At 72.0% G+C, this 23913-nt stretch carries 24 protein-coding genes; 13 read left to right on the forward strand and 11 right to left on the reverse strand.

Annotation, left to right across the window (positions count from 1 at the left end; genetic code table 11):
* Window positions 1-172: 172 nt before the first annotated feature.
* The 5 genes from A3Q37_RS15980 to A3Q37_RS16000 form a co-directional block, all read right to left on the reverse strand.
* Entirely contained in the window at window positions 173-541 is a 369-nt protein-coding gene (locus A3Q37_RS15980) for a holo-ACP synthase (protein ID WP_012379449.1), read from the reverse strand.
* Between the two features lie 27 nt (window positions 542-568).
* The gene (gene glmS, locus A3Q37_RS15985) at window positions 569-2416 is read right to left on the reverse strand and encodes a glutamine--fructose-6-phosphate transaminase (isomerizing) (RefSeq protein ID WP_065484900.1); all 1848 of its coding nucleotides are present in this window, start codon (window positions 2414-2416) and stop codon (window positions 569-571) included.
* Window positions 2417-2532: 116 nt separating this feature from the next.
* The gene (locus tag A3Q37_RS15990; RefSeq protein WP_065484905.1) at window positions 2533-3900 is read right to left on the reverse strand and encodes a M14 family metallopeptidase; all 1368 of its coding nucleotides are present in this window, start codon (window positions 3898-3900) and stop codon (window positions 2533-2535) included.
* A gap of 170 nt (window positions 3901-4070) precedes the next feature.
* Complete coding sequence (locus tag A3Q37_RS15995) at window positions 4071-5534, reverse strand: BTAD domain-containing putative transcriptional regulator (RefSeq protein ID WP_065484907.1); 1464 nt, start codon at window positions 5532-5534, stop codon at window positions 4071-4073.
* A gap of 27 nt (window positions 5535-5561) precedes the next feature.
* Window positions 5562-6656, reverse strand: coding sequence for an epoxide hydrolase family protein (locus A3Q37_RS16000; RefSeq protein WP_065484909.1), 1095 nt, complete (start codon window positions 6654-6656; stop codon window positions 5562-5564).
* Between the two features lie 97 nt (window positions 6657-6753).
* Between A3Q37_RS16000 and A3Q37_RS16005 the strand changes: the two genes are divergently transcribed.
* Both A3Q37_RS16005 and A3Q37_RS16010 read left to right on the forward strand, forming a co-directional pair.
* A complete protein-coding gene (locus tag A3Q37_RS16005) occupies window positions 6754-7212 on the forward strand; it encodes a MarR family winged helix-turn-helix transcriptional regulator (RefSeq protein ID WP_065484911.1) in 459 nt (152 codons plus the stop codon).
* A 110-nt stretch (window positions 7213-7322) separates the two neighbouring features.
* Window positions 7323-7874, forward strand: coding sequence for a hypothetical protein (locus tag A3Q37_RS16010; protein ID WP_065484913.1), 552 nt, complete (start codon window positions 7323-7325; stop codon window positions 7872-7874).
* A 25-nt stretch (window positions 7875-7899) separates the two neighbouring features.
* On the opposite strand, the gene A3Q37_RS16015 is transcribed toward A3Q37_RS16010, so the two are convergent.
* Window positions 7900-8913 carry a hypothetical protein gene (locus tag A3Q37_RS16015; protein WP_065484915.1) on the reverse strand — a complete coding sequence of 338 codons (1014 nt, stop codon included), beginning with the start codon at window positions 8911-8913 and terminating at the stop codon, window positions 7900-7902.
* 324 nt (window positions 8914-9237) lie between these two features.
* A complete protein-coding gene (locus A3Q37_RS16020; RefSeq protein WP_065484917.1) occupies window positions 9238-9657 on the reverse strand; it encodes an ATP-binding protein in 420 nt (139 codons plus the stop codon).
* 142 nt (window positions 9658-9799) lie between these two features.
* Between A3Q37_RS16020 and A3Q37_RS16025 the strand changes: the two genes are divergently transcribed.
* The 10 genes from A3Q37_RS16025 (at window position 9800) to A3Q37_RS16070 (ending at window position 19271) form a co-directional block, all read left to right on the forward strand.
* Window positions 9800-10642, forward strand: a complete 843-nt coding sequence (locus A3Q37_RS16025; RefSeq protein ID WP_065484920.1) for a helix-turn-helix transcriptional regulator — start codon at window positions 9800-9802, stop codon at window positions 10640-10642.
* Entirely contained in the window at window positions 10639-10830 is a 192-nt protein-coding gene (locus A3Q37_RS16030) for a DUF397 domain-containing protein (protein ID WP_065484925.1), read from the forward strand. The genes A3Q37_RS16025 and A3Q37_RS16030 overlap by 4 nt, the downstream gene beginning before the upstream one ends.
* Before the next feature lie 17 nt (window positions 10831-10847).
* Entirely contained in the window at window positions 10848-11036 is a 189-nt protein-coding gene (locus tag A3Q37_RS16035; RefSeq protein WP_065484928.1) for a DUF397 domain-containing protein, read from the forward strand.
* Window positions 11037-11356: 320 nt separating this feature from the next.
* Complete coding sequence (locus A3Q37_RS16040; RefSeq protein WP_255311834.1) at window positions 11357-12535, forward strand: SMI1/KNR4 family protein; 1179 nt, start codon at window positions 11357-11359, stop codon at window positions 12533-12535.
* A gap of 259 nt (window positions 12536-12794) precedes the next feature.
* Window positions 12795-13742, forward strand: a complete 948-nt coding sequence (locus tag A3Q37_RS16045; RefSeq protein WP_079137817.1) for a hypothetical protein — start codon at window positions 12795-12797, stop codon at window positions 13740-13742.
* Window positions 13743-13749: 7 nt separating this feature from the next.
* Window positions 13750-15330, forward strand: coding sequence for a pitrilysin family protein (locus A3Q37_RS16050; RefSeq protein WP_065484932.1), 1581 nt, complete (start codon window positions 13750-13752; stop codon window positions 15328-15330).
* Between the two features lie 175 nt (window positions 15331-15505).
* The gene (locus tag A3Q37_RS16055) at window positions 15506-16141 is read left to right on the forward strand and encodes an RNA polymerase sigma factor (protein ID WP_065484934.1); all 636 of its coding nucleotides are present in this window, start codon (window positions 15506-15508) and stop codon (window positions 16139-16141) included.
* Window positions 16129-17124 (forward strand): CU044_5270 family protein, encoded by a 996-nt coding sequence (locus tag A3Q37_RS16060; protein ID WP_065484937.1) that lies wholly within the window; start codon window positions 16129-16131, stop codon window positions 17122-17124. Before A3Q37_RS16055 ends, A3Q37_RS16060 begins: the two co-directional genes overlap by 13 nt.
* A 159-nt stretch (window positions 17125-17283) precedes the next feature.
* Complete coding sequence (gene coaA, locus A3Q37_RS16065; RefSeq protein WP_065484944.1) at window positions 17284-18279, forward strand: type I pantothenate kinase; 996 nt, start codon at window positions 17284-17286, stop codon at window positions 18277-18279.
* A 26-nt stretch (window positions 18280-18305) separates the two neighbouring features.
* Entirely contained in the window at window positions 18306-19271 is a 966-nt protein-coding gene (locus A3Q37_RS16070; RefSeq protein ID WP_065484951.1) for a DUF389 domain-containing protein, read from the forward strand.
* 25 nt (window positions 19272-19296) lie between these two features.
* Here A3Q37_RS16070 and A3Q37_RS16075 read toward each other — a convergent pair whose 3' ends face one another.
* The gene (locus A3Q37_RS16075) at window positions 19297-19923 is read right to left on the reverse strand and encodes an NADPH-dependent FMN reductase (protein ID WP_065484956.1); all 627 of its coding nucleotides are present in this window, start codon (window positions 19921-19923) and stop codon (window positions 19297-19299) included.
* 103 nt (window positions 19924-20026) lie between these two features.
* Here A3Q37_RS16075 and A3Q37_RS16080 point away from each other — a divergent pair, with 103 nt between their 5' ends.
* Complete coding sequence (locus tag A3Q37_RS16080; RefSeq protein ID WP_218064556.1) at window positions 20027-20695, forward strand: TetR/AcrR family transcriptional regulator; 669 nt, start codon at window positions 20027-20029, stop codon at window positions 20693-20695.
* A 175-nt stretch (window positions 20696-20870) separates the two neighbouring features.
* Here A3Q37_RS16080 and glmM read toward each other — a convergent pair whose 3' ends face one another.
* From glmM to rplM, 3 genes are all read right to left on the reverse strand, one after another.
* Window positions 20871-22229: a phosphoglucosamine mutase gene (gene glmM, locus A3Q37_RS16085; RefSeq protein WP_065484957.1), complete on the reverse strand. Its 1359-nt coding sequence runs from the start codon at window positions 22227-22229 to the stop codon at window positions 20871-20873.
* A gap of 275 nt (window positions 22230-22504) precedes the next feature.
* On the reverse strand, window positions 22505-23032 hold the full coding sequence (rpsI, locus tag A3Q37_RS16090; RefSeq protein ID WP_010058767.1) for a 30S ribosomal protein S9: 528 nt from the start codon (window positions 23030-23032) through the stop codon (window positions 22505-22507).
* A gap of 44 nt (window positions 23033-23076) precedes the next feature.
* Entirely contained in the window at window positions 23077-23520 is a 444-nt protein-coding gene (gene rplM, locus A3Q37_RS16095) for a 50S ribosomal protein L13 (RefSeq protein ID WP_065484962.1), read from the reverse strand.
* Between the last annotated feature and the right edge of the window lie 393 nt (window positions 23521-23913).

The raw sequence follows: 23913 nt of genomic DNA on the forward strand, positions 1-23913 counted from the left end.
GGCGGAGGCCGGCGCGGCGGAGGCCGGCGCGGCGACACACGGCGAGGGGCGCCGGTCCCGCTCACCCCTCCCCGATCGGAGGGGGCGGGACGCCAGCGTGGCGAGGCGGACGGTCACCCCCGCAGGCGGTGGCGCCCCGCGCGCCGTGGCGGGTCGATCCGGGAGGGAGGCTTCACCCCTCCGCGATCACCACCGCCGACGCCACCCCCGCGTCATGGCTCAGCGAGACGTGCCAGCCCCGTACGCCCAGTTCGGCGGCGCGGGCCGCGACCGTGCCGCTGACCCGCAGCCGGGGCTGCCCGCTCTCCTCGACCCAGACCTCCGCGTCGCTCCAGAGCAGCCCGCCCGGTGCGCCGAGCGCCTTGGCCAGGGCCTCCTTCGCGGCGAACCGGGCGGCGAGCGAGGCGATCCCGCGCCGCTCGCCGCTCGGCAGCGTCAGCTCGCTGCCGACGAAGAGCCGGTCGGCCAGCTGGGGCGTACGCTCCAGCGCCGCGCCGAACCGCTCGATCTCGGCCACGTCGATGCCGACCCCAATGATCACGGCCCCCACCCTCGTTCGCTCACTCGCTCACTCCACGGTCACGGACTTCGCCAGGTTGCGTGGCTGGTCCACTTCGTTGCCGCGGGCCGTCGCGAGCTCGCAGGCGAAGACCTGGAGCGGCACGGTGGCGACCAGCGGCTGAAGAAGCGTAGGCGTTGCGGGGACGGTGATGAGGTGGTCGGCGTACGGGACGACGGCCTCGTCGCCCTCCTCGGCGACGACGATGGTGAGCGCGCCCCGGGCCCGGATCTCCTGGATGTTGGAGACGATCTTGTCGTGGAGGACGGAACGCCCGCGCGGTGAGGGGACGATGACGACGACGGGGAGGCCTTCCTCGATGAGCGCGATGGGCCCGTGCTTGAGCTCGCCCGCCGCGAACCCCTCGGCGTGCATGTAGGCGAGTTCCTTGAGCTTGAGCGCGCCTTCGAGGGCGACGGGGTAGCCGACGTGCCGCCCGACGAAGAGGACGGTGTCGTGGTGGGCGAGGGAGCGGGCGAGTTCGCGGACGGGCTCCATGGTGGTGAGGACGCTTTCCACCTCGGCGGAGATCGCGGAGAGCTGGCGCACGACCGCGCGGATCTCGTCGCCCCACTTGGTGCCGCGCACCTGGCCGAGGTAGAGCGCGACGAGGTAGCAGGCGACGAGCTGGGTGAGGAAGGCCTTGGTGGAGGCGACGGCGACCTCGGGCCCGGCGTGCGTGTAGAGCACGGCGTCGGATTCGCGCGGGATCGTCGAGCCGTTGGTGTTGCAGATGGCGAGCACCTTCGCGCCCTGTTCGCGGGCGTGCCGCAGGGCCATCAGGGTGTCCATGGTCTCGCCGGACTGGGAGATGGCGACGACGAGGGTGCGCTGGTCGAGGATCGGGTCGCGGTAGCGGAACTCGCTGGCCAGCTCGGTCTCGCAGGGCAGCCGGGTCCAGTGCTCGATGGCGTACTTGGCGATCATCCCGGCGTGGAACGCGGTGCCGCAGGCGACGATGACGACCTTGTCGACCTCGCGGAGTTCGGCGTCCGGGATGCGGACCTCGTCGAGGTGGAGCGCGCCCTCGCCGTCGACCCGGCCGAGGAGGGTGTCGGCGACGGCCTGGGGCTGGTCGGCGATCTCCTTGAGCATGAAGGAGGCGTAGCCGCCCTTCTCGGCGGCGGAGGCGTCCCAGTCGACGTGGTACTCCCGCACGTCCGCCGGCTCCCCGTCGAACCCGGTGACGGTGACGCCCTCGGGGCTCAGCTCGACGACCTGGTCCTGGCCCAGCTCGATCGCGGAGCGGGTGTGGGCGATGAAGGCGGCGACGTCGGAGGCGAGGAACCACTCGTCCTGCCCGACGCCCACGACGAGCGGCGAGTTGCGCCGCGCGCCGACGACGACGTCCGGCTGGTCGGCGTGGACGGCGACGAGGGTGAAGGCCCCCTCCAGCCGCCGGCACACCTGCCGCATCGCGTCCGCGAGGTCCCCGCCCGCCGAGAACGCCTCGGCCAGCAGATGCCCGACGACCTCGGTGTCCGTCTCCGACTCCAGGGCGTGCCCGCGCCCGGTCAGCTCGCGCCGCAGGGCCGCGAAGTTCTCGATGATCCCGTTGTGTACGACGGCGACGCGGCCCGCGTTGTCGAGATGCGGGTGGGCGTTGACGTCGGTGGGCGCCCCGTGCGTCGCCCACCGGGTGTGCCCGATCCCGGTCCGCCCGGCCGGCAGCGGCCGGTCGCCCAGCTCCTTCTCCAGATTGACGAGCTTGCCCGCTTTCTTCGCGGCGGCGAGCCCGCCGTCCGCGAGAACGGCGACACCCGCCGAGTCGTAGCCCCGGTATTCGAGGCGCTTGAGTCCCGCGACGACGACGTCCTGCGCCGACTGCATACCGACATAACCCACGATTCCGCACATAGCGGCACCATAAGGCCGGAGGCGGCTCCACGGCAGGGCGGGCCGCGCCCGGCGGCATGTCACACCGCCCGGGCGCGGCCCGCTGTTCCGCTCCTCAGCGCCTTACGGGTCTGGGGCTAGGAGCAGTACTGCGCCTCCTTGCCGATCGACCGGTACATGCAGTCCGCGTTCTCGATCAGTTGCAGGACCGCGTCCCGGTTGCGGGAGGTCTCGCGTTCGATGACCTCGTCGGGCGGGTAGAAGCCGCCGCCGGAGGCCGAGCGCGGGTACATCTCGAAGGTGTAGCCGAAGATCCTCTGCGAGCCCCACAGCCAGTCGTCGATCGACCCGTCGGTGATGTACAGGTCGCTGGACTGCTCGGCGGTGTAGCCGTTGCTCGCCGCCATCTTCCGGCCGACGGCCGCGAACGCGTTGCGGTCGTCGGCGGTCATGCCGGGGGCGGTGTCGCTGTACGTGTAGCCGAAGGGCCACAGCACCAGCTCGCTGTACGTGTGGAAGTCGATGGCCGCCGTGATCTGCTGCTTCCCGCCGACCACCCGGCTGCGCACGAAGTCCGCCACGACCTTCGTCTCGGGCGCGGACTCGGCGGCCGCCCCCCGGTAGGTCTCGGACGAGGGGCTGGAGGAGGAGCCGCCGCAGCAGCCCCACTTGTAGTCCCAGTTGCGGTTGAGGTCGGTGCCGACCGCGCTGGAGCCGGAGTTGGGCTGCCGGTTCTTGCGCCAGCTGCGGTACGAGCCGGTGGCGATGTCGTACTCCCCGCCGTCCGGGTTCATGTCCGGCACGATCCACAGCTCGCGGCCGTCGACCGCCTGCGTGATCCGGGAGTCGGTGCCGTAGCCGTCGGCGAACTCGCGGAGCAGGTAGAGCGCCATCTCGACGGTCAGGTGTTCACGGGCGTGCTGGTGGGCGGTGAACAGCACCTCGGGTTCGGCCTCGTCGGTGCCGACGTTGTCGCTGACCTTCACCGCGATGATGTCCCGGCCCTGGTACGTCTTGCCGATGACCTGCTTGCTCATGATCGAGGGGTTCGCGGCGATGTGGGCGTCGATCGCCGCCGTCATCTCGGCGTAGTTGTGGTAGCGGGAGTCGGCGGGCGGGAAGTCCTGTACGCCGACGCCGTCCGCCGCGTGCGCATGGGCGTCGGGCGCGGGCAGGGCCTCCAGGACGTGCCCGCGCGCCCGGAGCTTCCGGGCCTGGGCGGCGTCCGCGGTGATCACGACACCGTGGTCGTGCACCTCGTCGATCGAGACGCCCGCGCGGGCGATGTCGGTCCGGGCGGCAGGGGTGGTGCGCCCGGCGATCTCGTACTGGAGCACCCGCTCGTCGGCGGCGACGGCCGCGTTCGGGGCGGAGGGCTCGGCGGTGGCCACGGCGCTCGCGGGGGCCGCGAGACCGAGGGCGAGCAGAACGGCTAGGGCGGCGTTACGTCGGGTCCTCGTCGGCCAGGTTCTCGGCCGGGAGGTCCGTGGGGTGACGAGTCGCATGCTGGCATCTCCTGGGTCCGTCGGGGTGGGGGGGTGGAGCTGTGCGACGGGCACAGGATGGATTCATGTCATGAGCGGGTCAAGATGGGGTTTCCGGCCATGATTCACCCCCCTTCACCCCTGGGAGGGACCCCCCTTCACCCCTGGGAGGGGGGGAAGGGGCGGGAGGGTCACCCAGCCTCCCGCCCGTCCCACCGCTGCCCGCACACCCCCAAGCTGCACCAGCGGCGCCGGCCGCCCACGTCGAGGAACAGCCACCCGCAGTCCTTCCCCGGGCAGGCGCGGACGGTGAGGCGGCGGGGGTCGGCGAGCAGGTCCGCGGCGCGCTGGGCGACGGCGTGCAGGGGCAGCCGCAGCCCGGAGTCCGGGTGCGGGCTCCAGCGCCCGAGCCCGTCCTCGCCCCGGACGAAGACGGCGTGGCGCATGGCCTCCTGGACCACGTCGGCGACCAGACCGAAGGCCCCGTCACGACCGAAGGCCCCGCCCCGGCCGCCCCCGCCGCAGCCCTCACGACCGCCCAGCTCTCCGCCCCGGCCGCCCCGGTCACGGCCCTCAAGACCGCCCGGCTCCCCGCCACTCCACTCCCCCGCCCCCTCCACCAAGCACCCGTACAACGCCCCCCGGAACTCCCGCGCCCCCTCCAGCACCGCGCTCGCCTCCCCCGGCCGCTCCTCCGCCCTCCGCAGCAGCCACGTGACCGTGCGGTCGTCGAGGAGGTCCAGGTGTCCGGCCCAGACCGCGAGTGTGCGGTAGCCGCGCAGCCACTCCGAGCCGGGCCGCCGCTCGCCGCCCCATCCGGCGTAGGTGTTGCAGAACTCCAGGGCGGGGTCCCCGCCGGTGTTCCAGGGGAGCCATTCCCCGCGCACGCGGACGGCGTACGTGGGTGCCTCGGGCCGCCGCAGCGCCGGGTCGTCCCGGCGTACCCGGTCGTACAGGGTCCGCAGGTCCCGCCCCGGCTCGGCGTCGAAGGCGGAGCGCAGGGTGCCGGACACGGACCGGTAGAGGTTCAGCGCGTCGGCGGACCGGCCGCTGCGGTGCAGGGCGAGCATGCTGTCGGAGACGAGGCGTTCGCGCTCGGGGTGCTCCTCGGCGAGCGGCGGCAGCTCGGCGGCCACCCGCTCGTGCCGCCCCAGCGCGAGCAGGAGCCGGGCGCGCTCCTCCGCCGCCGACAGCCGCAGCGCGGCGAGCCGTTGGCCGATCCGGTCGCGCAGCGCATCGTCCGCGACGTCCGCCAGCAGTTCGCCCCGCCACAACGCCAGCGCCCGGTCGTAGTGACGCACCCGCTCCTCGTCGTCCACGGCCGCCGCGGCCTCCCGTACGCCGTCCTCGAAGGCCCGGGTGTCGATCAGGTGCCCGTCGGGGCGGAGGAGATACCCGTCGTTGCGCGTCTCCACGTGTACGCCGTCGGGCCCGAGGGCGGCCCGCAGCCTGCCGATGTACGTGTGCACGGCGGCCCGCGCCCCGGCCGGAGCCTCCCCGTTCCAGAGCAGGTCGATGAGCCGCCCGGTCGGCACGGCCCGGCCCGCCTCCAGGGCGAGGACCGCCAGCAGACACCGTTCCTGACGACGGAGACCGGCGAGCACCGGGCGGCCCCGGTGGAGGGCGGCGAACGGTCCGAGCAACTGGAATTCCATCAGGAAAGCATCCGGCCACCCGCGCCCTCAGGACCACCCCCGGGCCAGTCGGTCGAGGAAGAACTCCCGCACGTCCCCGGCCAGCAGCTCCGGCACCTCCATCGCCGCGAAGTGACCACCCCGGTCGAACTCCGACCAGTGCCTGATGTCGTACAGCCGCTCCGCCAGCGGCCGCACCGACCGCGTGATGTCGTGGGCGAACACCGCCACCCCGAGCGGCACCGGGCACGGCTCGCTCCGCCGTGTCGACTCCCGGTGCAGCCGCGCCGAGGAGGCCGCGGTGGCGGTCAGCCAGTACAGCGATACGTCGGTGAGCAGGCGCTCGTCGCCGACCGGCGTACGGGGGTCCGTCCACCGGTCGAAGCGCTCGGCGATCCAGGCCAGTTGGCCGACGGGCGAGTCGGTCAGGGCGTAGCCGAGGGTCTGCGGAGTGGTGGCCTGGAGGGCCTGGTACGGCGGCCGGTTCGCCATCAGCCGCCTGATCGTGTCCAGCCGGGCCCGGTCCTCCTCGGAGAGGTCGGCCTCGGCGTCCGGATCGGGCCGGGTCGGCAGATAGTTGACGTGCACGCCGACCACCCGTTCCGGGGCGACCGCGCCGAGCGCCGTCGAGATGCCCGAGCCGAAGTCGCCGCCCTGCGCGCCGTATCGCTCGTACCCGAGGCGGCGCATCAGCTCGGCCCAGGCCCGCGCGACCCGGCCGACGTCCCAGCCGCGCTCGTGGGTCGGCCCGGAGAAGCCGTAGCCCGGGATGGACGGGATGACGAGGTGGAAGTCGCGGGCCAGCGGCTCGATCACGTCCAGGAATTCCAGGAAGGACCCGGGCCAGCCGTGGGTGAGGATCAGCGCGAGCGCGTCCGGCTTCGGCGAGCGGACATGGACGAAGTGCACGTTCTGGCCGTCGATCTCGGTGGTGAAGTGGGCGAGCTCGTTGAGCTCGGCCTCGTGCTTCCGCCAGTCGTACCGGGTGCGCCAGTGGTCGGCCAGCTCCTTCAGCCGGGCGAGCGGGAAGCCGTAGTCCCACCCGGCGTCGGCGATCTCGTTGGGCCAGCGGGTGCGGGAGAGCCGGTCGTTCAGGTCGTCGAGGTCGGCCTGGGGGATGTCGATGCGGAACGGCTTGATCATGATCGCGACCTTCCATGTCATTGGCTGAACCAACGTTGGCTCGACCCACCATACGCCTGATTGTGGGTTCGGCCAACGACTTGCTAGATTCGCGTCCGTGGACATCGAAGAGGGGACGCCGCCCCGGCGGCTGCGCGCACTGCCGAGCAGGCTGACCAACCAGGCGGCCCTGGCCGCCAACCGGATCGTGGACCGGGCGCTCGCCGAGGCCGGCGTCCGGCGCTACCACTACGCGCTGCTCGCCGCGTCGGAGGAGTACGGCCCGTCCAGCCAGGCCGCCCTGGGCCGCCGTACGGGCATCGACCGCAGCGACATGGTGGCGACGGTCAACGATCTGGCCGAGCGGCGGCTCCTGGAGCGGGCCCCCGACCCGGAGGACCGCCGCCGCAACATCATCAGCATCACGGCGGCGGGCCGCCGGGAGCTCACCCACCTGGACGAGCTGCTCGCCGCCGCCCAGGACGCGTTCCTCGCCCCGCTGAGCGCGGCGGACCGGCGGACCCTGACCGACCTGCTCACGCGCCTCGTGGACCACCACCGCGCCGAGCAGGGCTGACCGCGCCGAAGCCCGATGCCCCCGTGGTGAGCTTTTGGTGAGCGCCCCGGCGGATCATCGTCCGGCAGGCCGCGATCCCGGCCTGCCGGACGGACGATCGGGGAGTTCTCATGCGTAAAAGCGTTCTCGGTACGGCTGGTACGGCCCTCGGCACGGCGTGCGTGACCGTGCTGGCACTCGGACTGGCCACGGCCCCCGCGACAGCGGCCCCGCCCGCCACCACTGCCGCCGCCACCCAGGGCTCCGGCTGGGAACCGGCCCCCTCCGCCCCCTGGGACGTCCCGGCCGGCGAGCGGTGCGCGTTCCCGGTCCACGGCGAGCCGATCGTGGACGAGGTGGTCAGCCGCGAACTGCCCCCGCCCGCCGAGGGCGTGACCCGGACCGCCTACAGGGGCGACCTCGTGGTCCGGGTGACGAACAAGGAGACCGGGGCCCACTACGACGCCGACGTGAGCGGCACCGCTCTGGTCGACGCGCACGCCTCCGGGGCCCAGTTCTGGCGGGTGCTCGGCCCGGTCCTGGTCGGTGTGGGCGAGGGCAACCTGGCCCGGGGCCTGTACGTCGTCGACGGCGCGTACACGCTCGACATCAGCCCCACCGGCACCAAGACCGTGGCCGGCCCGGCGGTCAGGACGGACAACCTCTGCGCCCGGATCGGCTGATGCGCGGATGCGCGGATGCGCGTATTCACGCGCCGATCAGGCAGGACTCGTCGGCGTACGCACGGGCATCGCGGCACTCCCCGCAGCGCCCCGGCACGGACGACCGGAAGGCGCGGTCGCAGTCGTCGCAGTTCTGGAGCGGGACGACGGGCACGGGGGCGGGCAGAGGTGGCGGCAGGAGTGCGATGAGCCGGTGGCGCAGCAGTTTGGCCGGGTGCCGGAGGGGAACGGGCGGATCATCGGTGAGCGCCGCCCGTACGGCATCGGGCCGCGTCCCGCGCTCCAGCCAGGCGGCAACGCCCGGGACGAGCCCGCGTACGTCCTCCTCGGAGAGGCGGAACAGGGGCGCGGTCCGGGGAAGCCCGGCAAGCAGATCGGCCGCAGCCGCGTACAGGGCCTCGGTGGGCCGCTGCGGGGCGGGCAGCGGCACGCGCGGCTTACGGGGAGCGGTGGGCAGCGGCACGAGACGGGGAGCGGGGGCGGCGTCGGCCGGTGCGGGGGCGGGCTCCGGTACGCGTACGGGTACGGGCTCCGGCTCAGGTACGCGTACGGGCTCAGCGACAGCCGGTGGCTCAGCCGCAGGCACAGGAACGGCCGCAGGCGCAGGCACGGGCACAGGCCCGGGAGCGGGCGCAGGAACGGGAACAGCCACAGGCGCAGGAACCGGCTCAGCCACACGCTCCCGCCCCCGGACCGCCGCCTCCGGGTGGTTGTAGAACACCGTGCTCGTGACCAGCTTGCCGCCCCGCACGTTCTCCCGGATGCGGCGCAGGAACCCGTGCCGCTCCAACTCACGCAGCGCGGCGGCAATACGGGTCTCGCTCTCCGGGAAGATCGCGGCGAGCGCCTTCACGCCGACGCGCGACCCGTCGGGCAGCGACTGGATGTGGGTGCCGAGGCCGATCGCCAGCAGGGAGAGACCTCGGTGCTGGGAGAGCCGGTTGGAGATGATCGTGTAGCCGTCGGTGAGCCGGATGTTGATGTGTACGACTCCGGCGGACGGAGCGCGCGAGGGGGCGCTAACCTGCTGGGTATCCATCGGGAAGTGGTCTCTTCCTTGGTGGTGAGGCCTTCGGTCGGGATGCCAGTCCCGGCCGGGGGCCGTCTCAATGTCTGGGGTGTCTGGGGTGGTGTTCAGCGTGAGCATATGCCCGCCAACAGGTCATAAATCCAGCCCGGTTGGCACACTTCACCCATGTGAGTGATCGCGCCTCCCCCGAGCTGACCGGGCCCCGCAGAGGTCCACGAGGGGGGGTTGGGTTGGGTTATTTCTCCAGTGATCAAAGACAAGTACTTAAAAGCTTTTACGTCGTGGGCCACCACGACGTGGTTGACCACGTCGCGGTGCACCACGTCGCGGCTGTCACGATCCGGTGAGCGCCACCTCGGCCCAGACCGTCTTGCGCGGGAACGGCCCGTGCTCCGTACCCCACCGCACCGACAGCGCCTCGACGAGCAACAGCCCGCGCCCGCCGTCGGAGTCGGCGTCCGGATCGCGTTTCTCCGGGATGCGGTCACCCCGGGTGTCGGCGACCTCGATCCGCAACACGTCGTCGTACACGCTCAGCGTGATCCGGAAGTCGCGCCCCGGGACGTACCCGTGGAGCGCCGCGTTGGTCGCCAGCTCACCGATGACGAGGCTCGCGTCCTCCAGCGGCAGCCCCCAGGAGCGCAGTTGCTCGGTGGCGAGCAGGCGGGCGAGTCGGGCGCCCCGGCGGGTGGCGGAGAGCTGGACGGCGAACTGTCCGGTGCGTGCACGCGGTTGGGTGATTTTTCGGTTCACGTCACTCAGCGTGGCCGCGCGTATCTACGCTGAGAAGTACTGACACGGGTACGGACCGTCACTGTCCCTGGTGTGTACAGGCCTGTCCCCGTACGTACGGTGCCCGCCGCGCGGGCGCACGGATCGAAGGCGGGAACGGCAGATGATCGACGGAACCGAAGAGGACCACGAGTTCGGCCTGGAGGACGACTCCAGCGCGGTCATCGCGGCCGTGGGCCGGCAGATCAAGCTGTGGCGCGAGGAAGCCGGGTTACGCGCGGCGGAGCTGGGCCTGATCATCGGGTACAGCGAGAACCTGGTCTACAAGGTCGAGGGCGGGCGGCGCATCCCGAAGCCGGAGTTCCTGGACAAGACGGACGCGGCCGTCGGGGCGAACGGCAAGATCTCGGCGATGAAGAAGGACGTGGAGGAGGCGCGGTATCCGAGGAAGGTCCGCGACCTGGCGAAGCTGGAGGCGGAGGCGGTCGAGATCGGGTCGTACGCCAACGGCGTGATCGACGGGCTGCTCCAGACCGAGGAGTACGCGCAAGCTCTGTACCGCGAGCGGCGACCCGCCTACGCAGAGGACGACATCGAGCGCCTGGTGGCCGCTCGGATGGCCCGGCAGGTGGTCTTCGACCGCCGCCCCGCTCCCCTGCTGACCTTTGTCCAGGAAGAGGCGACGCTCCGGCGGCGGACCGGAGGCAGAATGGTCCTGCGACGCCAGCTCGAACACCTGCTTGAGCTGAGCCAGTTGCGGCATGTCGAGATCCAGGTCATGCCGATGGAGGCGGAGGAGCACGCGGGTCTGGGCGGCTCGCACCGCGTCCTTAAGCTCATGGACGGAAAGACCGTCGGGCTCAACGAGGTTCAGCTCATCAGCGGGTTGATCAGCGATCCGAGGCAGGTGCAGATCCTGGATATGCGCTACAACCTGCTCCGGTCACAGGCCCTCACGCCCCGGCTGTCGCGAGAATTCATCGAGAAACTGCTGGGAGAGACATGAGCACCCCCGAGCTGACGTGGTTCAAGAGCAGCTACAGCACCAACGACGGTCCGTCCTGCGTCGAGGTCGCCACCGCCCCCACCACCATCCACGTACGCGACTCCAAGCAACTCCCCACCGGCGGCCCCCACCTCGGCTTCACCCCGGCCGCCTGGGCGGAGTTCGTCACGTACGCGTCGCAGAACTGAATCCACCCGGGAGAGGCATGAGTACCGAGCTGATCTGGTTCAAGAGCAGCTACAGCACCAACGACGGCCCCGACTGCGTCGAGGTGGCCACCGCCCCCACCACCATCCACGTACGCGACTCCAAGCAACTCCCCACCGGCGGCCCCCACCTCGGCTTCACCCCGGCCGCCTGGGCGGAGTTCGTCACGTACGCGTCGGAGGCCTGAGCCGCAGGGACGCGTGACGAGCGGGGCTGGTCCCACAGCGGCCCGGCCCCGCGCTCCCGCGCTCGTGCCGCCCCGCGTACGGTCTGGGCGTGGCTACTCAGAGACCCCCTCGGCGATCGATAGATGATTTCGCGACCTGGCAACCCGTGCTGAGGCTCCTGCGGGCCGCCAAGGCGGGCATGGCGGCCAAGGCCGGTGCAGAGTCCATACAGGTGACGGGTCGCATCGGGCACGGCGGTTGGAGTCTGGCCCTCCCGCGCCCGACGCCACCGCGCGGTCGGGCTGCCCTGACCGAGGACATACAGGACGAGATCGACGCGGTGGAGCGGGTGCAAGCGGCGCTGGCGGAGGCCGGTGTCGACGACGTCTCGTTCTCGGCGGAGATCGACCCGGCCGGGACGGCCGTACTTCGTCTGCTCGGCCCCAGCCCGGCGGTGGAACCCGGAATCGGAACCGCTCATCCCGGTGAGCTCATCCTGGTCGAAGACGCTCTTCCCGAGCCCTGGCGCCGCCTCCCCGACCCGGCGCACGAAGCGGGGCCCGCCTCCTCGGCGGACCCGGAGTCGCTGGAGCGGACGCTGCGGGAACGGCTGCCCGACGCCATCGGCGCGACGGAGGAGGAGATCGCCGCCGCCGAGGCGCGCCTGGGCGTCCGCCTGCCCGAGGAACTCAAGGCGCTCTACCGGGTGACCCGGGCGCGCTGGGAGGACTGGGGCGACGACTACGAGGCGGCGGAAGACGTCTTCGCGGCGGTGCGCTGCGAACTCTCCTCCGTGGACGAGCTGTACATCGCCGAGGCTTCGACCCGCCACTGCCGCTGGGAGTTCGCGGCCATGGAGGCAGTCGAGACCCCGCCCGACGCCGAGGTGCAAGGCCTCGTCGGATCACCTGGGTGGATCGTCTTCGCAGAGAACGGCGGAGGAGACCAACTGGCGGTCGACCTGACGCCCGGCCCTCGCGGACACACCGGTCAGATCATCCTGATCGGCCACGAGGAGAGCGTCGGCGCCACACTGCTGGCCGACTCGCTCACCGACTGGATCCTGGACCGGGAGAGGCGCGGGCACCGGCACCGCAGCGAGGAGCCACCACGCGTGGCCCACGTCAACCACGCGAGCATCAAGAGCGTGCGGGAAGCCGCCCACCCCGGCCTGGAGGTCCTCTCGATCGGGGTGTGGGACGGCGCACCGTTCAGCCTCGCCCCGGTCACCGGGCTGCCCCGCCTGCGCACCCTCTCCGCGTACGCGGGTACGCTCGCCGACCCGCTGGAGATCGCCGAGCTCACCGGCCTGGAGTTCCTGCGACTCGGCCCGCAGGACTGGCGCGTCCTCCTGGACGCCGGCGCCGTCCCCCGGAGCCTGTCGGCCGCGTCCATCACGGCGTACGGCGGCCAGGACCCCTTGCCCGTCGTGGGCATCGCCAACGAGATCCTGGCTCTCTGGGACCGGCCCCGGATCATCCAGACCGTCCTGGAGGGAAACCTCGGACCCCTCGCGTAGGCAGGCGGAGCGGGGCGGGTACCGATGTTCCGCAGACCCCGAAACTCCCCGGCGTCACCGCACCCAGGGTGCTAGCCTCCCGTTCCGATCATCACACCATCCGCCCCTCCAGCCCCGCCCCGTCCCACCCGTTCGCCCTGCGATCCCCTTGCTGTCCCCTGCTGTCCCCTGCCGCCACCTGCCCGTTCGTCGACACGCCGCGCGCTTCCCGCGCCCGGCCCCCACCGGTCGCGTCCGCAGCCCGTATCCGAGGACCGACGTGTCTCCGACCGCCCCCGACCTGACCCGCGCGGAGTTCGACCGCTGCCGCCAGATTCCCTCCCTCGTGGACCTCCGTACCGCCGTACGCGGGAACGACTGGGACACCGTGCAGGCCTACTTCGACTTCCTGGACGACGAGGACGAACGGGCCGTGGCCGCGAACCTCGTCGCCGAGCTCAGCTCCTCCGAACGCTTCCTGGAACACCAGGTCGCCGCCCACGGGTCGCCGCTGGCCCGCACCCTGCTCGCCGCCCGCTACATCGACGTCGGCTGGGACATCCGCAGCGGGTACACGGCGGAGCACGTGTCACGGGAACAGTTCCAGCAGTTCCACGGCTGGCTGCGGCGGGCCGAGCAGCTGCTGATCGGCGTGTGCGCCGACGAACCCGCGTACGCCCTCGCCTGGTCGTACCGGCTGACGACCGCCCGGGGTCTTGAGCTCGGGGCGAGCGAGGCGCGACGGCGGTACGACCGGCTGGCCGAGCACCACCCGCACCACATCCAGGGCCAGATCCTGCTGCTCCAGCAGCTGTGCCCCAAGTGGGGAGGGCGCTGGGAGGACGCGTTCGGCTTCGCCCGGGAGTGCATGGCGGCGGCCCCGGCGGGAAGCCACGCGGGCCGGCTGGTGGTGCAGGCACACCTGGAACGCTGGCTGGACGACAGTGACGACCGGCCCAGCGACTACCTGCGCGCGGCGGAGGTGCGCGACGACATCCTGGCCGCGGCCGACCGTTCCGTACGGCACCCGGACTACCGGCCGGGCTTCCACTGGGTGGGCGACCACAACGACTTCGCGGGTGCGCTGAGTCTGGGCGGTCACTACCGGGAGGCCGCCCCGTTCTTCCGCACGCTCGGGGACAAGGCCACCGAGTACCCCTGGGGCTACTGGGGCGACCGGGAAGTGCAATTCCTCAAGCACCGCAGACGCGCGATGGCGAAGGGCTGAACCGACGATGACGCAGCAGACCGACGGCCCCGCAGCCACCACCGGGTCCGGATTCATCACCAGGACCGAGGTCGACCGCATCCCGACCCTGCTGGCGCCCACGTCCGGCGGCGGCCCGGTCACCGCGGGGCTGTACTTCCGGGTCGGCGCCGCCGACGAGACGCTGGCCACGGCCGGCCTCACCCACCTCGTGGAACACCTGGCACTGCACCGGCACGGCGTCTCGGACCTGCACTACAACGGGTCCACCGCCGCCACCCACACCCACTTCGTGGTCTCCGGCACCCCGGAGGAGGTCGTCGCCTACCTCAACGGCGTCTGCGCCTCGCTGCGGGACCTGCCGGTCGAACGCCTCGCCACCGAGCGGGAGATCCTGCGCACCGAGCAGGCGGGCCGCAGCCGGGGCCCCAACCACCAACTGCCGCTGTGGCGTTACGGGGCACGGGGCTACGGCCTCGTCAGCTACCCGGAGTACGGCACCCTGCATCTGACGGCCGACGCGGTGCGCGACTGGGCCGCGACCTGGTTCACCCGGGACAACGCGGTCCTGTGGATGACCGGCGACACCGTGCCGGAGGGCCTGGACCTGACCCTGCCCGCCGGACGGCGGCAGCCGCTGCCCGCGCCCACCTCGGCCCTGCCCGTCACCCCCGCCTACCTCACGGGCGGCAGCGGCGGAGTGGTCCTGGACGGCATCGTGCGGCGCAGCACGGCGGCGCCGCTCTTCACGGAGGTGCTGAGCCGGGCGCTCTTCACCGACCTGCGGCAGAAGGGCGGTTACTCCTACACCGCCGACTGCGGCTACCACCCGCGCGACAACGACCACGCGACCATCACCGCCTTCGCGGACGCGCTGCCGCAGAAGCAGGACGCGGTGGTCGGCGGGTTCATCGACGTCCTGGCCCGGCTGCGGGCCGGAACGATCGCCCAGGCCGAACTCGATTCGGCGCGGGCGAAGTTCGTCAAGCAGTACGAGATCCCGGACGTCGGCGCGGCCGCGCTCCCCTCGTACGCACTGAACGTGCTCACGGGGCACGAGAACCTCACCCCGGACGAGCACCGGGCGCACCTGGCCGCTGTCACCGTCGAGGACCTGCGCGACGTGGCCCGCGAACTGTACGACTCCGCGCTGATCCAGGTGCCGGGGCGGGGCGTGGACTGGGCGGGCTTCACCGAGGCACCCCAGTGGTCGGGCCCGTCGTTCGGCCCCGAACCGCTGGGCACCGTGCACCGGTCCCGGGCGAGCGACGCCGTGAGCCTGGCCGTCGGACGGGAGGCCGTCACCCTGTCCACCCCCCACGGGCGGATCTCCGTACGGTACGACGCGTGCGCCGCGATGCGCGTCTTCCCGGACGGGGCCCGGCACCTCATCGGCTTCGACGCGTTCGTGGTGGAGGTGGAGCCGACGCTGTACGCCAAGCTCACCCCGGACCGGATGGCGCTCATCGACGCGGCGGTCCCGGCCACCGCCGTCGTCCCGATGCCGGAGCGCGGCCCCGACGAGATCCCGCAGCCGGCCGCGCGACGCGGCGGGCTGAAGGGCCGGGCGCTGGGCATGCTGCGCTCGCTGCGCCCGGGACGCGGCTGAGGGGTTGGGTCCGGGACGGGGCTGAGGAGCAGGGCCGGGGGCCGTGGCTGGAGGACGGGGCCGGGCCGACAGCGGCCCGGCCTTCTCACTGCTCCACGGACAACCCGTGAACCTTTCCGCCCGCTGCGGACAACAGGGGTGACAGACACACCGACCGACGCACCCTGGAGGCGCAGTGACCGGACCACCACCTCCGGCCCGCCCGGGCACCGCGGGCGACGGCGGGGGCGACGGCAGGGACGACGCCGACGTCATCGCCCAGTCCCTCGACGAGCCCGAACTGTTCGCCGGGCTCTACGACCGGCACGCCCCGGACATCCACCGGTACGCCGCCCGCCGCCTCGGGGAGGGCGCGGCGGACGACATCACGGCGGAGACGTTCCTCATCGCGTTCCGTACGCGGGGCCGCTACGACACGGCGCACCGGATGGCCCGGCCCTGGCTGTACGGCATCGCGGCCAACCTGATCGGCAAGCACCGCCGTACCGAGGTCCGCGCGCTGAAGGCGCTGGCCCGGACCGGGCACGACCCGGTAGCCGCGTCGTGGAGCGACCGCTCGGACGACCGGATCGCCGTGCAGGCCCCCCTGGCGGGGGCGCTGGCCGCGCTGTCCCCCGGCGACCGGCACGTCCTGCTGCTGGTCGCCTGGGCGGACCTCGGCTATCAGGAGGTGGCCGAGGCGCTGCGGATCCCGCTGGGCACGGTGAGGTCCCGGCTGAACCGGGCCCGCCGCAAGGTCCGCGAGGCGCTGAGCACCGATCCCGCGTTCGTCTCGGCCGAACAGGAGCTGACCCCGTCATGGACGAAATGACCCGACTGCGGGAGCTGCGCGCCGACGCCCCCGTACCCGACCGCGCCGCCCTCGCCCCGGGCCGCGAACGGCTGACCGACACCATCGCGGGCAAGGGCCGCCGCGGCTTCCGGGCGCGGGCCGACTGGCGGATCGCCTCGCTCGGCGCGGTGGTGGCGATCACCGCGGCGGCGCTCTTCGTCACCCAGGTCGTCGACACCTCCGACCCCCGGCAGTCGGGACCGGCGACCGTGGCGGGCGACCTCGACCTGTCCGGCCCGGCGGCGGCCCTGGGCCGGGCGGCGGACTTCCTGGACCGGCAGGAGGTGCCGCCGGAGCCGCGCGCCGACCAGTGGATCTACCTCCGGGAGGTGGATGCCCAGCAGGAGAGGCAGTGGGCGGAGGTACCGGCCGAGATCCGGAAGAAGATGCAGGTCACCTACACCCCGGACTCCTGGATCCCGTACGACGACAAGGCCGCGGAGAACGACGCGTCCGACACCGACCACCAGACGGCCCGCGCGTCCTACCGGCTCGCCGCCGGCCTGCCGGAGGACCCCGAGGCGCTCCTCGCGAAGCTGCGGAAGGTCTTCCCCACGGGCAGCGGCCCCGACGGCGCCCCCGAGGCCGAGGGCGAGCACACCTTCCGCGCCCTGTCGGTGCTGCTGGAGTCGTACCCGATCCCGCCCGACGCGCTGGCCAGGATCTACCGGGCGATGGCCACGGTCGACGGCGTGGAGGTGACCGACCACCTGATCCGGGACGCCTCCGGCCGCCAGGTCATCGCCGTGACCCGCGACCACGACCAGGGGGACACCCGGCGCGAGATCCTCATCGACCCGGTGGACTACAGCTACGCGGGCGCGCGGGACGTCGTCACCAGGACACACGAGATCTCGAACCCCCACGGCCAGCCCTCCACGGTCTACCGGCGCGGCGACGTCCTGATCGACATCGCGAGGACCAGGGCGGCCGTGGTCGACGCCAAGGGCCAGAAGCCCTGACCGTACGTCTCACACGAAGCCCCGGGCGCGGCCCCGGTGTCCGGCACAGGGGAGCGGACACCGGGGCCGCGGCCGTTCCGGGGCGCGGCCCGCACTGCCCCGCCACCCACGTGACCGACCCCACCCCCCACTCCGTTAAAACTGCCGCAACAATGAAGGGTGATCACTTCGCCCGCACGGAGCCCCCAGCGTCGCACCGAGCATGCGCCGACCCCGTACGTCGACCTCTCGCGCGGTGAGTGGAGCGCGCTGCGGGACAAGACGCCGTTGCCGCTGACCGCCGACGAGGTGGAGCGGCTGCGAGGGCTCGGGGACGTCATCGATCTGGACGAGGTGCGGGACGTCTATCTGCCGCTCTCCCGGCTGCTCAACCTGTACGTCCAGGCCACCTCCGGGCTGCGCGGCGCGCTGAACACCTTCCTCGGGGACGCCGGGAACGGGCACGGGGCGCAGCGCGGGACCCCGTTCGTCATAGGGGTCGCGGGCAGTGTCGCCGTCGGGAAGTCCACCAGTGCCCGTATCCTCCAGGCGCTGCTGGCCCGCTGGCCCGAGCACCCGAGGGTCGAGCTGGTGACCACGGACGGGTTCCTGCTGCCGATGAAGGAGCTCCGGGCGCGCGGGCTGACCTCGCGCAAAGGGTTCCCGGAGTCGTACGACCGGCGGGCGCTGACCCGGTTCGTCGCGGACATCAAGGCGGGCAAGGACGAGGTGACCGCGCCCGTCTACTCGCACCTGATCTACGACATCGTCCCCGACGAGCGGCTCACCGTACGCCGCCCCGACATCCTCATCGTCGAGGGCCTCAACGTCCTCCAGCCCGCCCTGCCCGGCAGCGACGGCCGGACCAGGGTCGGGCTCGCCGACTACTTCGACTTCAGCGTGTACGTGGACGCGCGCGCCGAGGACATCGAGACCTGGTACCTGAACCGATTCCGCAAGCTGCGCGCCACGGCGTTCCAGGACCCGTCCTCGTACTTCCGCAAGTACACCCAGGTCTCCGAGGAGGAGGCGCTGGACTACGCGCGCACCATGTGGCGGACCGTCAACAAGCCGAACCTCCTGGAGAACGTGGCTCCGACGCGCGGCCGTGCCACCCTGGTGCTCCGCAAGGGTCCGGACCACAAGGTCCAGAAGCTGTCCCTGCGCAAGCTCTGACCTCTCGGCCCGGAAGGGCGTGCCGCGTGCTGCACCTGCGTCTGATCGTGCCCGCCGACACCACGGACGAGGTCGTCGCCCTCCTGGGGTCCACCGTCGGCACCGCCCACCTCGTGGTCTTGCCGGGCGCCGCCCGCTCCCCCACGGGTGACGTGGTGATGTGCGACGTGGCGCGCGAGGCCGGCGACGAGCTGATCAAGGCGCTGCGCCGGCTCGGCATCGACAGGACCGGGGCGATCAGCGTCGAGAACCTCGACCTCACCCTCTCCACGCACGCCGACAAAGCCGAGCGCGAGGCCCCGGGCGACAGCTCCGACGCGGTCCTGTGGGAGGAGCTGACGGAGGCGACGCACGAGGAGTCGACGTTCTCCGTCACCTACGTCTCCTTCCTCGCCCTCGCCACGATGCTCGCCGCCTGCGGTGTGATGCTCGACAACGCGGTGCTGATCGTGGGCGCGATGGCGGTCGGCCCGGAGTTCGGGCCGCTGGCCGGGATCTCCACGGCCGTCGTGCAGCGCGCACCGCGCCTGGTCGCCCGCTCGCTGTGGGCGCTGATCGGCGGCTTCGCTGTGGCGATGATCGTGACGGCCGGGTTCGCCTGGCTGCTGGACGTGTTCGGCCTGTTCACCCGCGACATGATCGACAGGCCCCGGCCGAACACCGGCTTCATCTGGCACCCGGACTGGATGTCGTTCGTCGTGGCGTTCCTGGCCGGCATCGCCGGGACCCTCTCCCTCACCTCGGCGAAGTCCGGGGCCCTGATCGGCGTCGCGATCTCCGTGACGACGGTCCCGGCCGCCGCCAACGCGGCCGTCGCGTTCAGCTACGCCGACTACCAGCAGACGATCGGATCGGGCCAGCAGCTCCTGGCCAACCTCGGCGGGATCGTCCTCGCGGGCACGCTGACCCTGCTGCTCCAGAAGGGGCTGTGGAGGATCCGGCGTACGCGGAAGCCCCCGGCGAGCACGCCGGGGGCCTCGGTGCGGGCGTGACGGACCGCTTCCGGGCCGGCCCGTGTCAGCTGTGGGCCGCCGCCGGCTCACGCTCCGACCGGTCGCGGACCGGGGCCAGCGCACGGCTCCACACCGTGACCTCGTCCAGCAGCGCTGCCAGGTCGTCCGCGTGGCGCTCGTCCGGCGCGAAGACGCCGGTGACCGTGGGATCGGTGAGGTCGACGCCGGTGTAGTCGAAGTCGGTGTAGGTGCTCAGGGCGACCTGGGGGCCGACATCGGCGAGCTTGAGCTCGGCGGCGATCTGCCGGAGCTGCTCGACCGCGCGCACACCCCCGTTGACCCCGTAGCCGACGAACCCGACGGCCTTGTGATGCCACTCGGCGTAGAGGTGGTCGGTGGCGTTCTTCAACGGGCCGGGGACGCCGTGGTTGTACTCCGGCGTCACGAACACATAGCCGTCGAAGGCCGCGATCGCCTCCGACCAGCGCCTGGTGTGCTCGTGGGCGTAGACCCCCCAGGCGGCCGGAGCCGGTTCGTCGAGGACCGGCAGCGCGAAGTCGGCCAGGTCGACCAGCTCCACCTCCACCCCCTCGGAGGCGGCCTTCCGGGCCGTGGTCAGGACCCAGTCGGCCACGGCCCGGCCCCTGCGGTGGGGGCGGGTGCTGCCGGTGACGATCGCGAGACGTGTCATGACGCTCTCCTCGTGCTCCTCGGACGCTCTGTAAAGTACAACGAATACTTTACCTGCTACGGTCGAGCGTGCACCAGATCGGTTCGAGAGGCAAGGAGTCATCGTGAGCCCAGAGGCGGAAACCCCGGGGCGGCCCACCGGGCGGCTGCGGCCGGCCAAGCACCAGGCGATCATGACCGGCGGCCGCGAGGTCTTCGCCCGCGACGGCTACGCGCGCGCCAGCATCGACGCCATCGCCACGGCCGCGGAAACCTCCACGCGCACGATCTACAAACACTTCGCGGACAAGCGCGCCCTGTTCGCCACGGTGATCGTCGACTCCGCCACGCAGGTCGCCGAGGCCGAGATCGCCCTGATCGAACGCCACCTCTCGACCGTCTCGGACGCGGCGGAGGTCGAGCCCGCGCTGCGCGCGTTCGCCGCCGACTGGCTCGACGACACGGGAGACTGGCTGGCCGGAATGGCCCATTCGGCGGCGCACCGGGCGCTGATCGGCCAGGTCCAGGCCGAGGCCGCGCATCTCGGCGCCGAGGTCGTCGACCGGTGGTGGCAGGCGGGCCCGGGGCGGGTCCGGGCGGAGCTGGCCGCCGTCCTCCACCGGTGGGCAGGGACCGGGCTGCTGCACATCGCCGACGCCGACCGCGCCGCCGCCCACTTCTCCCGGCTCGTCTCGGCCACCCCGGGCCCGCCCGCGTCGGCCGTCGCCGCGGACGAACGGGCGGCCTGGATCGCGGACGGCGTCGCGGTGTTCGTACGGGCGCACCGCGCCTGAGCGGCGGGCAACATCCCGTACGCACGTACGATTCGACCCGCTCCCGTAGGCGTACGGCTCGGGGAACCAGCCCACGCGCCCCGCACCCCCGTACGCGTACGTCTACGGCGCAGGGGCTCCCCCGTACGCGTACGGCTTCAGAAACTCCCGCACGCGTACGACCACCGCTCGGGCCTCACCCCAGCGCGGACTTCACCACATCGGCCAGCCGGCCCGCGACGGCGCGTGCCTGCTCGATGTCGGCGGCCTCGACCATGACCCGCACCAGCGGCTCCGTACCCGACTGGCGCAGCAGTACGCGCCCGCTCTCGCCGAGCTCCGTCTCCGCCTCGACGACCGCCGCGGCCAGCTCGGCCGAGGTGTTCACGCGGGTCTTGTCGACGTCGGGGACGTTGATGAGGACCTGGGGCAGACGCTGCATGACCCCGGCCAGGTCGGCGAGGCTCCGGCCGGTGGCGGCGACGCGGGCCGCCAGCATCAGGCCGGTCAGCGTGCCGTCGCCGGTCGTGGCGTGGTCCAGGACGATGACGTGGCCGGACTGCTCGCCGCCCAGCGCGAAGCCCTCGGCCTTCATCGACTCCAGGACGTACCGGTCGCCGACCGCCGTCTGGACCAGCCGGATGCCCTCGCGCTCCATGGCCAGCTTGAAGCCGAGATTCGACATGACCGTGCCGACCACGGTGTCCTTGCGCAGCTGCCCGGCCTCCCGCATGGCGAGGGCCAGCACCGCGAGGATCTGGTCGCCGTCGACCTCCTCGCCCGCCGCGTCCACGGCCAGGCAGCGGTCGGCGTCGCCGTCGTGCGCGATGCCGAGGTCGGCCCCGTGCTCGACGACGGCGGCACGCAGCAGCTCCAGGTGGGTGGAGCCGCAGCCGTCGTTGATGTTCAGGCCGTCCGGGTCGGCCCCGATGGTGACGACCTGGGCGCCGGCCCGGGCGAACGCGGCGGGCGAGACCCGGGCGGCGGCGCCGTGCGCCTCGTCCAGGACGACCTTCAGCCCGTCGAGCCGGTTGGGGAGGACGCCGATGAGGTGGGCGACGTACCGGTCGAAGCCCTCCGCGTACTCGGTGACCCGGCCGACGCCCGCACCGGTCGGGCGGTCCCACGGCGCACCGGTGCGGTGCTGCTCGTAGACCGTCTCGATCCGGTCCTCCAGCTCGTCGGCGAGCTTGTGGCCGCCGCGCGCGAAGAACTTGATGCCGTTGTCGGGCATCGCGTTGTGGCTGGCGGAGAGCATCACGCCGAGGTCGGCGTCGAGCACCCCGGTGAGGTGGGCGACCGCGGGCGTCGGCAGCACGCCGACGCGCAGCACGTCCACCCCGGCGCTGGCCAGGCCCGCCACGACGGCGGCCTCCAGGAACTCTCCGGATGCCCGCGGATCACGTCCGACCACGGCGGTCGGGCGATGGCCCGCGAAGGTGCCTGCCTCGGCGAGTACGTGCGCCGCCGCGACCGAGAGACCGAGCGCCAGCTCGGCCGTCAGATCGGCGTTGGCGACACCCCGTACTCCATCCGTACCGAAGAGTCGTCCCACTGGTGTCCTCCGAAGTGCTCCGAAACCACAAACCACTACTGCACAGCAAACGAACTGAGAAACCAACAACGAAAGCGGCGAAAAGCCACAAAAAGGCATGCCGGACGGCATCGCTCGGGCCCGGCGCGGGCATGGGCGCGGGCTGGGCACGGGTATGACGCAACCGGACCGATGAACGTCTCATGCCGTTATACGCCCGCGAGCGTCGATAAACGAACGCCCCGGCAGCACGGAGTGTGCCGCCGGGGCGTTCGTGACAGTCGAGCAGGCGATATTTAGCGCTTGCTGTACTGCGGGGCCTTACGGGCCTTCTTGAGACCGGCCTTCTTGCGCTCGACCGCACGGTCGTCGCGGGAGAGGAAGCCGGCCTTCTTCAGCGTGGCGCGGTTGTTGTCCACGTCCGCCTCGTTCAGCGCGCGGGCCACGCCGAGGCGCAGGGCGCCGGCCTGACCGGAGACGCCGCCACCCGAGATGCGGGCGATGACGTCGTAGCGGCCGTCGAGCTCGAGCACCTTGAAGGGCTCGTTGACTTCCTGCTGGTGCACCTTGTTGGGGAAGTAGTCCTCAAGGGTGCGACCGTTGATCTTCCACTTGCCGGTGCCCGGAACGATCCGGACGCGGGCGATGGCGTTCTTGCGACGGCCCAGGCCGGCGGCGGGCTGCGGGTCACCGAAGCGGCCCGCGAGGGACTCGCTGGTGTACTCGCCCTCGACGGGAACCTCGGACTCGAAGGTGGTCACCTCGGCGAAGGTCTCCTCGCCCTCGGTGCCCTCGACGGGGTTCTCAACAGTGGTCTCGGCCACGATTCTCCTCAGATCTTTCTGTACGTCTTAGGGGGTGGCCGGAACTACTGCGCGACCTGGGTGATCTCGAACGGGACCGGCTGCTGAGCAGCGTGCGGGTGCTGGTCGCCCGCGTAGACCTTGAGCTTCGAGAGCACCTGACGGCCCAGGGTGTTCTTGGGGATCATGCCCTTGATGGCCTTCTCGACGGCCTTCTCGGGGTTCTTCGCCAGCAGCTCGTCGTAGCGCACCGAACGGAGACCGCCCGGGAAGCCCGAGTGGCGGTACGCCATCTTCTGGGTCTTCTTGTTGCCGGACAGGTGCACCTTGTCGGCGTTGATGATGATGACGAAGTCGCCCATGTCCATGTGGGGGGCGTAGACCGCCTTGTGCTTCCCACGGAGGAGGTTGGCGGCCGTGGTGGCCAGACGGCCCAGGACGATGTCCTGAGCGTCAATGATGTGCCACTGGCGAGTGACATCGCCGGGCTTGGGGCTGTACGTACGCACTTCGTAGCCTTCGCTTCTTAGTGGATGAGGTCCAGACAACACATGGCACCCCTGAAGCGATCATGCAGCTGGGGCTCACACTGCCGGGACGCTGCCCGTATGCGAGCCACTGGTAACTGCTCCAGAGAACCTACGTAGGGGCCCTGAGCGCCACGGGGGCGCGGCCGATACGCATAACAAAGGGGAAGCCTACCGTCGACCCCCCGCAGGGTCAAAACGCCCCTGAGGACAACAGCCCAGCCGCACAAATCCAGCCCCGCCGGCGTTTGAGGCGATCTTTCCAGCCCCGCCGCACAAATCCAGCCCCGCCGGCGTTTGAGGCGCGGGGGCCCGGGGGCAGCGCCCCCGCAACGGCGCCGCACGGCACACCGCACCCGCACCCCCACCCGCACC

The organism is Streptomyces sp. PTY087I2 (genome assembly GCF_001687325.1).
Classification (GTDB): Bacteria; Actinomycetota; Actinomycetes; order Streptomycetales; family Streptomycetaceae; genus Streptomyces.